11 protein-coding genes are annotated in these 12,379 nt (G+C 63.3%); 4 read left to right on the top strand and 7 right to left on the bottom strand.

The features are described from left to right. Nucleotides 1-5: 5 nt before the first annotated feature. Both BB934_RS00130 and BB934_RS00125 read left to right on the top strand, forming a co-directional pair. On the top strand, nt 6-1,670 hold the full coding sequence (locus BB934_RS00130) for a DUF2357 domain-containing protein (protein ID WP_099507763.1): 1,665 nt from the start codon (nt 6-8) through the stop codon (nt 1,668-1,670). A gap of 7 nt (nt 1,671-1,677) precedes the next feature. Beyond that, the gene (locus BB934_RS00125) at nt 1,678-2,154 is read left to right on the top strand and encodes a very short patch repair endonuclease (protein WP_099507761.1); all 477 of its coding nucleotides are present in this window, start codon (nt 1,678-1,680) and stop codon (nt 2,152-2,154) included. A gap of 215 nt (nt 2,155-2,369) precedes the next feature. On the opposite strand, the gene BB934_RS00120 is transcribed toward BB934_RS00125, so the two are convergent. Then, nucleotides 2,370-6,161, bottom strand: a complete 3,792-nt coding sequence (locus BB934_RS00120) for an SIR2 family protein (RefSeq protein WP_157933937.1) — start codon at nt 6,159-6,161, stop codon at nt 2,370-2,372. Nucleotides 6,162-6,347: 186 nt separating this feature from the next. Between BB934_RS00120 and BB934_RS00115 the strand changes: the two genes are divergently transcribed. Together BB934_RS00115 and BB934_RS00110 are read left to right on the top strand one after the other, a co-directional pair. Beyond that, the gene (locus tag BB934_RS00115; protein WP_099507758.1) at nt 6,348-6,800 is read left to right on the top strand and encodes a hypothetical protein; all 453 of its coding nucleotides are present in this window, start codon (nt 6,348-6,350) and stop codon (nt 6,798-6,800) included. Continuing rightward, nucleotides 6,797-7,570, top strand: coding sequence for a hypothetical protein (locus BB934_RS00110; protein WP_099507756.1), 774 nt, complete (start codon nt 6,797-6,799; stop codon nt 7,568-7,570). Before BB934_RS00115 ends, BB934_RS00110 begins: the two co-directional genes overlap by 4 nt. Before the next feature lie 42 nt (nt 7,571-7,612). On the opposite strand, the gene BB934_RS00105 is transcribed toward BB934_RS00110, so the two are convergent. The 6 genes from BB934_RS00105 to BB934_RS00090 all read right to left on the bottom strand — a co-directional run bounded on the left by BB934_RS00105 (nt 7,613) and on the right by BB934_RS00090 (nt 12,171). Next, nucleotides 7,613-7,897: a hypothetical protein gene (locus BB934_RS00105; protein WP_099507754.1), complete on the bottom strand. Its 285-nt coding sequence runs from the start codon at nt 7,895-7,897 to the stop codon at nt 7,613-7,615. A gap of 722 nt (nt 7,898-8,619) precedes the next feature. Then, on the bottom strand, nt 8,620-10,161 hold the full coding sequence (locus BB934_RS00100; RefSeq protein ID WP_099507751.1) for a primase-helicase family protein: 1,542 nt from the start codon (nt 10,159-10,161) through the stop codon (nt 8,620-8,622). After that, nucleotides 10,154-11,173 (bottom strand): toprim domain-containing protein, encoded by a 1,020-nt coding sequence (locus BB934_RS00095; RefSeq protein WP_099507749.1) that lies wholly within the window; start codon nt 11,171-11,173, stop codon nt 10,154-10,156. The genes BB934_RS00100 and BB934_RS00095 overlap by 8 nt, the downstream gene beginning before the upstream one ends. Continuing rightward, nucleotides 11,170-11,376: a hypothetical protein gene (locus BB934_RS46670; RefSeq protein ID WP_157933936.1), complete on the bottom strand. Its 207-nt coding sequence runs from the start codon at nt 11,374-11,376 to the stop codon at nt 11,170-11,172. Before BB934_RS46670 ends, BB934_RS00095 begins: the two co-directional genes overlap by 4 nt. Next, nucleotides 11,376-11,507: a hypothetical protein gene (locus tag BB934_RS50185; protein WP_257792367.1), complete on the bottom strand. Its 132-nt coding sequence runs from the start codon at nt 11,505-11,507 to the stop codon at nt 11,376-11,378. The genes BB934_RS46670 and BB934_RS50185 overlap by 1 nt, the downstream gene beginning before the upstream one ends. A 331-nt stretch (nt 11,508-11,838) precedes the next feature. Continuing rightward, nucleotides 11,839-12,171, bottom strand: coding sequence for a helix-turn-helix transcriptional regulator (locus tag BB934_RS00090; protein ID WP_099507747.1), 333 nt, complete (start codon nt 12,169-12,171; stop codon nt 11,839-11,841). Nucleotides 12,172-12,379: the final 208 nt, after the last annotated feature.

The following is a 12,379-nucleotide window of genomic DNA, read 5'->3' as shown; positions in this document are numbered from 1 at the left end:
GGCCGATGCTGGCGCTGCATATCGCTGATGAGACTACACGCTCGAGGTGGCGGGTCTGGCCGGATCCGGATTCGATTCCTCCGGGAGCAATCCATGAGAAAGGCAGCTACCATTTTGAGCTGAGTGGCAGTCCGGAAGCTGTAAATACCGACCTCCTCATCGATGATCTGGCCATCGAGGCATTACGTGCTCCTGGACCGGACATGGCACTCTGGCGCTGGTCGCCCGGGTTTCATGCTGGAGTAGTCGATGCAGAACTGCGCATCCCGGGTAGTTCCCCCCGCCGTTTCGAGATCATCACCGATCCAGATCGGCGCAAGCTCACGCGGGACGACTTTGATTCTATGGTGCGCGAGATTCTCGATGATACCTTTGCGCTCTTTTCACTTAGTAGCTTTCGGACTGCCGTGGCACGCGGAGCGAGCGCAAAACCGCCTGCAATCGCAAGGCTCGAGTTCTTACGTTCGCGGATTGAAGAACTAGAGGAAATAGTCACTGCAATTGTCCGCAATCCGCGGCGCAGATTATCGGCAGAGGAAGTCGCGCTGCCATATCACCGGGCACAGCGGGCTACGGGATTGGAGGTACTTCGGTCCTTCCGTTCAGGTCGCCCGCTGGCGGAGAGCGCCAAGCCGTCACGGCTTCCTGCAGCATTGCGCGGCTTTCTGCCAGCGCAAATCCGTATCAGGCAGAGGCTCAATTCGCTTGACCTAGCAGAGCACCGGCAGATGGGGGCGTGTCTCAGGTACTGGGCGAGTTGGCTGAATGCGGCTGCAGATACACTCGAACGGGAACTGACGGGCGGAGAAGTGGATCAGCGCCAGATTGCAGTGGCATGGGCAGCGCGATGCCGACGTTTGGCTCGCCGCATCAGCCGCATTGCGACTGCAGCTCCGTTCGCAGAGGCAGGGGATGCACCGGCTCATCTCATGCTATCCGCCGTATTCCGTCATGACCCCAACTATCGACGCTTTTATCGGGTATGGCAGGACATGAATCTTGGCATTGCTGCGGTATTCGGTGACTTCCTGCGTGTGCCGCTGGCAAGGACATATGAACTTTACGAGTTGTGGTGTTTTCTGCGCTTAGTACGAGCTGGCACACACGAGTTCGGACCCTCGAGTCTGGAAACCAGCAATCTTTTCATCGCTGATGCAGCTGGCGGGCTTACACTTGCAACCGGTGCAGTTACTGTATCCATCGGCAGAGGCTGGAAACTCTGCTTCCAGAAACAGTATCGTGAATTCTGGAAGGAGCCTGATGCCCAGGGGTCATTTAGTCGGTCTATGACACCCGATGTCGTTGTAATCTCTGAGTCGACCGCAGCAGAACATACCGGCCAGCTCATTGTGCTGGATGCGAAGTATAGGATCGATGAAGGTCTTAACGACGCTCTTAGTTCGATCCATACGTATCGTGACGCACTTGTGCAGGAGGCTGCAACCGGCGACGTTAAGGGCATCGTCACCGCAGCGTATCTCCTCGCGCCATATCTGCCGGTACTCGGCTCTGACTACAGAAGGACCCAGATGCCTAGCCGCCTCTTTCACCCAGAATACCGGAAAGGGTTTCGCTTCGGAGCGGTGACGCTCCGGCCTGGTGCCTCCATCATAGAGATTGCCGCCGCGCTGCGAAGGGTGGTTGATGATGCTACTGCAGGTCCTATCTGAAATCTGAATGGCAGATGTATTAAATCCCGAGCAGCGTCGGCACAACATGAGCCGGATCCGCAGCCGGAACACCAAACCGGAACTACTGCTCCGTCGCACACTGCACGCCGCAGGCTTGCGCTTCAGGTTACATCCGCAGCATCTGGCGGGTCGGCCAGACTTAGCTTTTCCCAAGTACCGGGCCGTCGCTTTTGTGCATGGCTGCTTCTGGCACGGACATAACTGTCCGATGTTTAAGCTGCCAGCCACCCGAACCGAATTCTGGGAAGCCAAGATTTCCCGCAATCGGGCACGAGATCAACTCATCTCAACGCGCCTGATTGCCGACGGCTGGAGGGTGCTGACAGTTTGGGAGTGCGCCCTTAGAGGACCCGCCCGCCTTCCAATTGAAGACGTCACAGCACGCTGCAGTCATTTCCTGAGAAGCAGTCATGAACGGGAACTGGAGGTAATCGGACGGTGGCTGCAGCTAGAGCGGAGCTAGCGGCTAAAATCTAATGCTTGGTACCCTAGCCGCGACGCCCTTCTTAAACCTAAAGCAGAAGCCGGGCAGACGGCAGCTACGTGCGACAACCGGACCATCACCGTTCAAAGGCTGGCAGCTACTTTTACCGCCCGCTATCTGTCATTGTTCAGTCGCTTGAGCAATGTGAACGCTTGCTCGTGGGGAGATCTGAGATGCCCAACGAGAACTGGGCGTTAGGACATATCAAGGCGTCGCCGGAGTTCGGACAATCTCGCATCGGATGCGGTTTCCGGGGTCTGCGCCAGGACATCCAGGACCGGCTCGATGCGGTTTGGCCATGCCGCCGTGTCCTCACCGAGCACAGCCCACAGCAGATCGAGCGTCGCGGACGGATGCGCGATGGCAGGATGCCCGTCCGGCTCGAGATCCTCCAGGTGCAACCGGAGCGGCGCATCCCGTGTGGGCACGAGCCTAGGCAGGATCAGTCGAACAACTCTCGGCAGGAGGTCGCCACTTGCCAGGGCGAAGTTAGCCAAGTGCCCAGACATGTCTGGCGTGCGCAGGGCTCGCTGCTTGGGCCAGACATGAGCGAAAAAGGATTCGACCCTGGTTCGCAAATCACTGTTGGGCTCTGAACACCCTTGCTCAAGTTGCCAGAGGAGCCGCTGGCGGAACTGATCATCAGCGTGGATCAGGACCTCGCGCAACTCAATATCGCTGACCAGGGGCTCGCCAGATGAGGCTCGCAACTCCCAACCGCGCAGGAGCAGCCCGGCAAGAACCGTGCTCTCCTCGCGTCGGCTCGTTTGTCCAGCCGTAGCACGCTTAACCAGCATGTCTTTCAAGGCGGGATAGAGCCTTCCTGACACGCGCGGTGACCAAAGGATGCCATCCCATATCGCATCACCATCGGGTCCCTGGTCCGCCACATGCGCGAGCAGATGCTGAGCAGTCCAATGGGGATCAACCACGTACAGCCAATCCAATCGGTGGGCCAGCATGACCAGTGCGTGCCGCCGCATGTCTCCCGGCAGAGCAAGAAGGTCTTCGACGCGATGGGTCCAGTCGCAAGGAAGGCCACCACCCACCACAAGATTGTCTTTAACAGGGTCCTTGCCCAGAAAGTCATATAGTTTTCCAACCGGTGCGCTCAGGGCATCGTTTGCCCATGAGCGATCATCGCGGAGACGTGGCTCGGTACCGGAGGTGCGAAGCGCGGCCATCAAGCTTTCCCATAGACTCGGAAGCACACCTGCCGCATCGCTGAAAAACCGCTCCGCAATCGCCTTCATCCATTCGGAAACCGGATAGGCAATGTCCTCAAGCTTGTCGGGGGGCAACCTGATCAGACGTTCCGCAATCGCCCCGATCATCCGAACTCGATCACGGGTTCGGCTTTCGGTGCGCAGAAACGCAGACCAAGCCCATCGTGGTGCATCGCCAGACCGTGCCGCGTGTGTTAGAGCCCCGAGAGCACGTGATGGCTTGTGCTCAGCGAGGCCGCGAAACGGATCACGTTCCGTTCGTGCGGCAAGATCGAAGCCCCCAAGGGCCTTCGCGAGACGGAGAATGTCCGGCACTGGAGTCTCAACGAGCGGGCCCGGGCTGCTATCCGTCGGAACCGAGTAGACCTCCGACTCATGCCAATCGGCCGCCGTGTCACCGCTATCGGGCGTCCATTTCGGGGCGGCCGCGCCGAGTGCACGCAGGGTCTCACTGATGTCAAAGCTAAACGTCACACCATGGGACGACAACCAGTGCAGTCGGTCCAGCCGGGCGTGTGTTCTCGCTTCTTCACTTATTTTAACGTCCTCAGGACGAGGACGCGACCCTGTCAGGAGTCGGCGTTCTAACGCCGCGCGGTCTTCCGGGTTAAGTTCCAACCAGCGATCCTTCAGCGCGTACAGCAGGTCACGTTGGTGCGCGAAGCCCCAGAACGCCTGCTCAGAAAGTGTCAGAAACACCGCTCCAGCTTCGCGTGCATTCAGGAGTCCGGTGCCTGCTGCCCAGATCCGCAAGCGCGCAAAAACGAAATCGTCCTGCGTCGGCCACGAAAGAATCTGACTGAGAGCCGCCTCGCGGTTTACGCTCGCGAGGTTGGTCACGAGTTTCTGAAAACGGGCAACGAGACCTGTCAGGCCATAATCCGAGCCCGTCGTCTCGGAACTTCCCTCTGGCCCACGACTCGGCGAAAGGTAGACCCAATCGGAGCTGCCGATGTCACGCTCCAGTGCAAGCGCAAGATCGAGGTTGGCTCGAAAGCACTCTACCGCATAGGGCAAGAACTCATCCGGCACGGAGACGCCCTTGTGCGGTCGTGGATAGTCAATGTGGGCGTGAATGACGTCATCAGGCAGCCCCTCGCTTGCCCAGAGAAGAGGATGCGCGAGGCTGGAGGCAGGACCCACGATCAGCTTGGGACGGTACATGTGGACAAGTTCACGGACGAGAAAGTGGGTCCAACCCTCCTGCTCGCCTCTTTGTTCGATGTCATACCACCGCATCATCGGGTCGACACGTTGATCGCGCCACGCAGCAAAAAGCAGTCGCCATCCGCGCCGGATTGCATCGGGGAAGCGTTGAGCTTCACGGAGCAAGCGCCATTCGATGTCCCGCGTGATCGCGGGGTGTAACCCAGGCTGCTGGGCGGCCCACCATAATGCGACAGGTTCGTGCGCTGTTTGGCGCACCCACGTTCCAAGGGCGAGCAAACGAGGCGGAAGGTCCGCGTCGAAGTGAGTGGAAGATCCGCGTATCCCGTACCGAAAGCGATGGAGCCCCTGCTCTCGGTCTAGGAGGTTCGGCACCAGAACGTCGAGTGCCTCCGAAGGGACGTCTCGCTTCTTAAAGATGACTTCAGGGTCGACAGGCTGAGGTGAAGGATCGCTATCGAGGCCAAGAGCATTGAATGGGTCGAAGGATGTCAGATTTTCATCTTCCGAGCCGCTCCGCTCCGGGTTGGCGTATCTTTGGGCCGGATCGGCGACAAGAATCCATTGCGCGCAGAGCGGATGAGCCGCCGTCGTCAGACGGCGAGCCCCTTCAGGGGTTGAGAGTAAATGGGCGACTTGCCCGCGTTCATGCGGCGTAAGGTGTTGGGGACCGGCTGAAGCCCGGGACAGCACCGTTTCATGCCACATTCGAGGGTCACGTGCCCGCTCTGCCCAGGCTCCGAGCGTATCCCATAGTGGCGCGAAGTCTTGGCTGGCGTCGAAAGGGATGGCCTGAACGCCCCGATGTTCCCAGAGAGCGACGGCGGAGCGTTGCTCGCCGCTCTGGAAGGCGTAGAGCCTGTTGCGAGTGCCTGCGCTAAGGTTCAACCCCTCAAGGAGGTACTGTACGGGCGGATCCTCTGCTGTGTAGCCGACGAAAAGGATCTGATACCGCGACAGGAGCCTTTGGATGAATCGCGTGGCCCAACCCACTGAGAGGTAGGCCCGGCCGAAGTCGGCGCTTGAGACGACGAACTCTTCGTCCCGCGCGGCCCGGTAGTTAGCATCGACGCGGCCATGCAGGTGCACGATGCCATGGAAGTCACGATCACTGTGGGGATCGGGCAGGTTTGGCGGCCCGGCACTGGCTAGGCCAGGGTCGCAAGCCTCAAACAGGAGATCGAAGTTTGTCGTCACCAAGCGGGTGACGCTGCGCGTCGTGGCAAGATCAATCAAAATGCGGTGGGCATCGAGCTTGGCATCAGAGCCGGGCGTGATGGCTTCCGCAACGGCCGCACGAACGTCGGACACGTCGAACTCCTGCTCAAGCAGCCCAAACACCCGGTCGGTTGCCACGATGCCCCCAATGTCGGGCATCTGCGTGAGGCCCGACACCTGTTTCAGCAGGGCACGGGCGCGACTGTCCCGTGCCGCGCCCAGGCTTTGAATGACCCTGCCCGCCAACATGGGGAAATTTGGAAGTTTTGCGTTCTGCTGACTGACACCGGCTCCGCAGAAGAGGATGACGTCGCCAGCATCGCGCGCGACGAGGAGTTCATCCGGGACGTCTGGTCCATTGGAACAAAATTTCATGTCAGGACGGATCGAGGTTGCGGCTTGCTGGATGGCTGAGCATCGTTCTAACTCGCAACCGCGTGAGACGATATGAGCGAGGACATCCTCATCCACAGTGTCACGCCATTCCGGCAGCTTTCCCCCATCGACTCGATGCGGTGCTATGCTCGCTCCCATCGCGACAGTCGTCCCGAGGAGGTGTTCATGCCCCGACGAGCCCTCACCGTCGTGTCCGGCGGCAACGGACGCGATCCGCACGAGCCGACCGCCGACACCCGCCGCATCGTCGTCTTAGGCATGCTCAACGGCCTCTCCCTCGACCGCGTCGCCGCCATTCTCGGCCTCACCCGCGCCGATCTGGAGCGGCATTACCGCGACGAGATCGACAACGGAGCCGACCTCGCCCTGATCGAAGCCTCGAACAACATGCTGTGGCTCGCCTCTCAGAAGCACGACCTCGGCGTCAGCTTGAGAGCCAACCAGGCGCTGCTCGCACCGCGCGTCAAAAACTGGCGTGAGCCCGCCGTCGAGCCCGCCATCAGCACCGGCAACATCGACGACATGGATCTCGAGACGATCAACCGCGAGATCGAACGCCTGGAGCGCGACATGGCCGCCGCGAAGGGCACGGCCTCCCCGAAGGAGGACCGCTCATGACAGCCATGTCCGACCCTGCATCCCGCCCCTTTGACGGCCCTTATGACGGCCGGGCTCCCCTCGATCCCGACCTTTTGCTGATTGCGGCCACCGGCCTCGTGCCGCTCGCCTTCGTCGCCCACCGCCTCGGCATCGACCATTCCGAACTCCTGGCTCGGCACGGCCTGCTGTTGCTGGAGGAGCGCGACCGCATCCACAGCCGCTGCCTCGTCAACGTGATCGACAATCCGCGCGCCGATCCCGTCACGTTCCTGGCCCTCACCGGCCAGGATTGGGCCATGTCAGGCCGCGAGCCCATGCGGCGCGGAAGCCGGGCCTGGTCGGCCTCGACCCTGCTGCAGCGCCTGCTCGGGAAAAAGCCTGGGAAGGCCGGGAAGAAGGGCGTGCCTCACCCCGGCACGCGGATGACCGCCACCGGCACGGTGCTGCGTTCGGTGCCGCGCGAGGGGGCGATGGTCGGAGCAATGTCGCGCGGCGGGACTTTGCCGGATCGGTCGCCGCTGCGTCCCTGGAGCCTCGCCGAGATCGACGCCTGCGCCCTGCTGCTGCAGGTCACCGCCGCCGAATGGGGCGACGTGATCCGGCTCTCGGAGCGCGATCCCTGCGCGGAATGCGGCGAGGATCTGAGGGCCTTCGTGCGTGAACGCCTCCTGGAGCGATTGCTGGCTACCTTCCATGGCCACAAGAGCCCGCGCATGAGGCTGCTCGCAGGCCGTCTCTGGCTCATGCATCAGGGGCCTTTAGCCCAGGGGCAGGACGAGGCCCCCTGAGGCACTCATGCGGGTGGCCGATTCTGGGCGTGAGCGGCTCCTTCAAGGGCCGCCGTCCTCGCCCTCGTCGGGCACGGTGGGCTTGGCGCGCGAAAGGGAGTGCAGGGTGATGCCCGCCATGATGCGGACAAACATGCCGGGATCTTCCCTGGCGAGGGTCTCCAGGGCGGCCTTTCCGTGCTCCTGCCAGACGGCATAGGCATCGTCGACGAAGGCTCGGGCGAGGCGGCTGCGCGACCCCTTCGGGCGGCCACGGCTGGCGGAGCCGGGCAGGAAGCGGCCTCCCTCACCGCGCAGGATCAGGCCCTGCCGCACACTGTCCGCCACGGATGGTCTCTCCTCGTGTCCACGGCCTTGCCAGGCACGATAGCACCAGCCCCGGACTGTGCGGGAGAGGCGTCTCCCCGCGAGAATTTCTCGCGGGGAGGAGGGTTCCCTCTGACCCTTCCGGCTTGAAACAGGGTGACGGCGTCTCCCCCGCGAGAAATTCTCGTGGGGGGATTGTCTTCACAGGGGCACGATGTCCTTGTGACGATGGATCACCATGCATGATGCCCGGAGGCGACTGGTCGGATCGCGTCAAACAGGCTGCCCGACGGCTAAGGGGCCCTGTCCGGTCCCCGCTCCCCTCAAGCCTCGGATCGCCGCCAGCGGGCTCGGAAGAGGAACTGGCGGGCATCCCAGGAGGCATCGGGTGCCTGGGGCCGAGCCTGACCGGGCCGGTCAGGGGCCGGAGTCCTTTTTGGGGCAGGTTGGAGGCCCGGAGAGGGGCATGAGCGGACGCTCTCCCGTCCGTGAATCCGTGATGTCCGTGATTTTCCATTCCCCCCAGCAAAAAACCTCTGATTCCCCCGGCCAATCACCCGATCGCCATAAACACCGCAAAGCCTGACGCGCGTGAGGGGGTAAAATAGGTTTTTTGCTGGGGTAAATAGGCGATCACGGACACCACGGACGGGCGGGTTGCGAAAGCGCCTGTCCCGGTGTCCTCAAAGCCTTGCGGCGCAAGGCTTTGAGATGGTTCGGCAGCGGCCGTCCGTGATCCTCGGCTACGCCCAGTTCGCCAGCCGCTCGGCAGCGTCCCGCCGCTCGCGGTCGGTGAGTTTATCGCTCGCATAGATCGCCGTGTTTCTGCCGCCGACCTTCCACCGCCCCTCTTTCTGATGCGGGTTACGGACGAGGGTGTAGCCGTTGGTCTCCAGGCGGTAGGCGATGGCCTTGCGGTTCTTCCGGTCATCCAGCCAGAGACGGAATTCGGCGGACGCGCCCTGCTTGATGTCGGCGACCGTCACCGCCTTGGGCCACCCCAGCGCATCGAGCGTGTCGGCCATCTCGTCGTCCTCGGATGCCCTGGACGCGGAGGCGATCTCGTAGAAGGCCGGTGTGTGCGGCGGCGGGGCCTTGGGGTCGAACCCCGAAAGGTCATACCGGTGAAGGAAGCCCGCGACGGCCTCCCGGCCGCCCTGGCGGTCGAGCCAGTCATAGAGCCCGCTCCAGTAAGCGGCAGCGAAATCGTCCTTGGTGCGGCCGCTCCAGGCGATGAAATGGCGGCGGTCGTCCTCGGGCAGATAGAGGCCGCCGACCTTGTTGTTCGTGGTGATGACGACGCCGCAGACGTTCGGGATGCCGTATTCCGGCAGGAACTTCTCATCGACGCGCTGCACGTCGGGCGGGGCTGCTATGACGGCCTTCATGTGCTCGTAGAAGGCGAAGCGGTCGACATCGCCGAGGTCGCGCGCCTCACTGACGCGCAGCACGACGGATTTCAAATGCCCGTTGAATCTGCCGATGACCTGGGTCGGTGACACCTCCATGAAGTTCCACGGACCGACGGCGGACTTGATGGGTTCGAGGATGGTGTCCTTGCCGATCCCCTGCCGACCGCCGAGCACAAGGGCATGGTTGATCTTCTCCTGCGGCCGCTGCACGCGGTGGGCGCACCAGCCGACGATGTGGTCGAACTCGTCCAGGTAGATCGCCCGCACGTGCTCCAGCCAGGGCGCGGGGTTCTCTGTGCTGGGCGCGATGACCGGTGGCCGGTAGAGGTTGAACGCGGTGCAGCCGGGACGCGCGATCCATCCGCCATCCGACACGAGGCGATCATGGATAAGCTGCTCCTCGCCGGGAGCCCAGGTCATCTGCTCGACGGCGGCATTGCGGGACAGCCAGGCGCTCGCGGCCATCGGCTCGACCCCGTCGGGGTCGATCGGCGGGACGCGGCTGTCGACGCTCTGCGCGGGCCAGACAGCGCCGGTCGGTTTGAAGATGAACCTGCCGAGGGGCATCAGAGCGACGAAGTCGCTCAGTGCAAGATCTCCGGAAAATGCGCCCTCGTCACGCGCCCCAGCACCCTTCCGTCGCTTCCGCTGCTCTGCCTTGACGAACCTGTCGAGCGCCGCGACCGGCAACCCGAGCCGCTTGGCCGCCGCCTTGCGCTCGCGCTCGTATTCGAGCGGCGGCAGGCTCGCCAGACGCTCGATCACCTGCGCCGCCTGTTCGAACTCGCCGGATGCCGCGCCCGGCGGCGGCTCGTCCGCGACCGGATCGCCGTATTGTTTGAGGATTTCGTCAGGGGATGGCGCCTCACGCATGGGGGCCTCTTTTCACGAACACGTCGCACCAGTCTTTCGCGCCCTCGGCTGGTGGGATGATGCGGACTTCGCAGCCCTCGGACTGCCATCGCGCCCGGCAGGCGCGGGCCGCCTCGACACCGGCCCCGTTCGGGTCGCGGTCAGCGAGAACCGTCAGGGATGTGATGCCCGGCAGTACATCCAGACTGACAAGGCCGCTGGTGCTGCCGAGGGCCCAGACCGGGCGCAGGCCGAGTGCCCTTGCGGCGAGCGCATCCTCGAACCCCTCGGTCACGAATAGGCCGTCCCCGACCGTTTCGTCCGGAGAGACCATCATCACGAGCCCGCCGACCGGCCCGAGCATCATCTTGCCGATCTTCGAGCCGTCAGGCCGCAAGCCCACGCGGTGGATGGCCTGCGGCGGCTCGCGCTCGCCGGAATCGCCGCGCGGCGGCCGGAACGCGATCAGTAGGGCGGGTACGCGGATCGTGCGGCCGTCCCCGTCCTTGCCGAAGGGGCAGGCAGGGTGAAAGCGGACGAGCCGCAGCCGCATGTCGTCGATGAGGGAATGGCCCCGGCTGGTGAGGTACGCCTCGGCCAGCGTGCTCTTGGAATCGACGCCCTCGGTCCACAAGGTTTGGGCGAAAGCCGAACTTCCGTCCTCCGGCCTGCTGGCATGCACCGGGACCGGTGATTGTGCGGGCTTTGGCATCCGCGCCCTGGTGCGCGTCTCCGGTCCCTGCTTGGCGGCAAGGTCGCGCGCCGCATTTACCTGCGACAGGCCGTGCAGGTAGGCGTACAGGCTGACAAGATCGCCGCCCTTGTCGCCGGTCGCGAATTCGGACCACTTGCCGGTGCGCAGGTTGACCTTGAACGAGCCCGCCTTGCGGTCGGCCCTGACCGGATTGCGCGCCACCCACTCGTGGCCCTCGCGGCGTCCGCCAGGCAGCCATGAGCGCACCAGCCGCTCGCCCCGATCCAGGCAGGATCGAGCGATGGCCGCGAAATCGATGGAGGGCCGGGTGTCGCTCATGGGCGCTCCCCACGCGGTGCGACCCTGCGGTACTCGTGCTCGATTAGCCTCGCGAAATCGGCTGCGCTGCTGCTGCCGTTGTGCGGTTCCCCACAGATGCGCTTCAGGGTGCGCGCGGTCCATCCCGGATCGGCGCGCTCGATAGCCGTCAGCATCGCCTCAGAGACAGGAGGCCCTGCTGATCGGCGGCGGGATCTGCCCATCACAGCCGCTCCCCATGAGGTCCGACGAGTCGCATCTCGGGTGCGTTGGAAGCGATATGGACCGCCTCGCGCAGCAACTTCAGGACGGCGGCCTTGAAGGCGGGGAAGTGCACGGTGCGTTCGTGCGGCATGGGATCTCCTCGTCGTGAGACCCCGGAGTTCTCGCGCGCATCACGGTCAGGTAGAATGCCAGGGTCCTCGTGAGACGTGTGAGGCTTTCATCCCAACCGGTCGCGTGGCGGCTCCCGGATCACGGTTGAAGGCTGACAAGGGCCCGGAGCAGCGAACTCCGGGCCTTTAGTTTGTCAGGACAGAGCGTCTTCCGGGGCGACCGTCGCCTCCGGGGACGGGCGCAGGACCGGTCCATCGTGGGCGTTCCTGCACGACCGGCTCAGGCCGCTACGCGCGACCGGCATATGGGTCGGCAGGTCAGGCACAGGGGCACGAGGCGGCATAGGAGGCTCACACGCCGGTCTGGGTCGTGCGCAACTCGGCGAGACGGCAAAGGGCGTCCTCAATCTCGCCTGCCACCCACCAGACGTTATGGCCAACCTTGATCGGCGGAGGCAGGCGGCCGTCAGTGCTCATGCGGTAGATCATCGCCCGCGAGAATGGCAGGCGATGCGCCATGACCTGCTTGAGGTTGACAAGGGTATCGGGCGAATCCGGCCACGGCCGGAGGGGCTGGGGCGCGGCCTTCCTGCGCCTGGACCCGGGCTTGGGTCCGGTCTTGGCCCCGCCCTTGGGCCTGAACGAGGCGGGAGCGGGGGTGGGTGCGAATGTCGGCTGGTTCATGGGATCTCCTGTAAAAGCGACGCCGCGATGAACGGCGTGCAGTGATTTCTGCAGCAGGAGTCCACAAGACAAAAGTGGAATTTATCTTACAAGAGCGTGCGTTAAGTGCAACAATTAAGGTTTCGGTTGATCGAAGATGTGTCGCACCAGAGGCTTGGCCTCAGATCCTCAACCGACACCGCATGGTGCGTTCGCTGCACATGTGACC

Source organism: Microvirga ossetica (assembly GCF_002741015.1).
In the GTDB taxonomy this organism is placed as follows: Bacteria; Pseudomonadota; Alphaproteobacteria; order Rhizobiales; family Beijerinckiaceae; genus Microvirga; species Microvirga ossetica.
The sequence above is the reverse complement of the archived record's forward strand: the minus strand, read 5'-3'. Positions and strand labels throughout refer to the sequence as shown.

Excerpts from the sequence above, each read along its gene's own strand:
- BB934_RS00115 (WP_099507758.1), top strand. The coding sequence starts at position 6,348 with ATGCCCCGACGAGCCCTCACCGTCGTGTCCGGCGGCAACGGACGCGAT.
- BB934_RS00100 (WP_099507751.1), bottom strand. The coding sequence starts at position 10,161 with ATGCGTGAGGCGCCATCCCCTGACGAAATCCTCAAACAATACGGCGAT.
- BB934_RS00120 (WP_157933937.1), bottom strand. The coding sequence starts at position 6,161 with ATGAAATTTTGTTCCAATGGACCAGACGTCCCGGATGAACTCCTCGTC.
- BB934_RS00095 (WP_099507749.1), bottom strand. The coding sequence starts at position 11,173 with ATGAGCGACACCCGGCCCTCCATCGATTTCGCGGCCATCGCTCGATCC.
- BB934_RS46670 (WP_157933936.1), bottom strand. The coding sequence starts at position 11,376 with ATGGGCAGATCCCGCCGCCGATCAGCAGGGCCTCCTGTCTCTGAGGCG.
- BB934_RS00090 (WP_099507747.1), bottom strand. The coding sequence starts at position 12,171 with ATGAACCAGCCGACATTCGCACCCACCCCCGCTCCCGCCTCGTTCAGG.
- BB934_RS00130 (WP_099507763.1), top strand. The coding sequence starts at position 6 with ATGCTGGCGCTGCATATCGCTGATGAGACTACACGCTCGAGGTGGCGG.
- BB934_RS50185 (WP_257792367.1), bottom strand. The coding sequence starts at position 11,507 with ATGCCGCACGAACGCACCGTGCACTTCCCCGCCTTCAAGGCCGCCGTC.
- BB934_RS00125 (WP_099507761.1), top strand. The coding sequence starts at position 1,678 with ATGGCAGATGTATTAAATCCCGAGCAGCGTCGGCACAACATGAGCCGG.
- BB934_RS00110 (WP_099507756.1), top strand. The coding sequence starts at position 6,797 with ATGACAGCCATGTCCGACCCTGCATCCCGCCCCTTTGACGGCCCTTAT.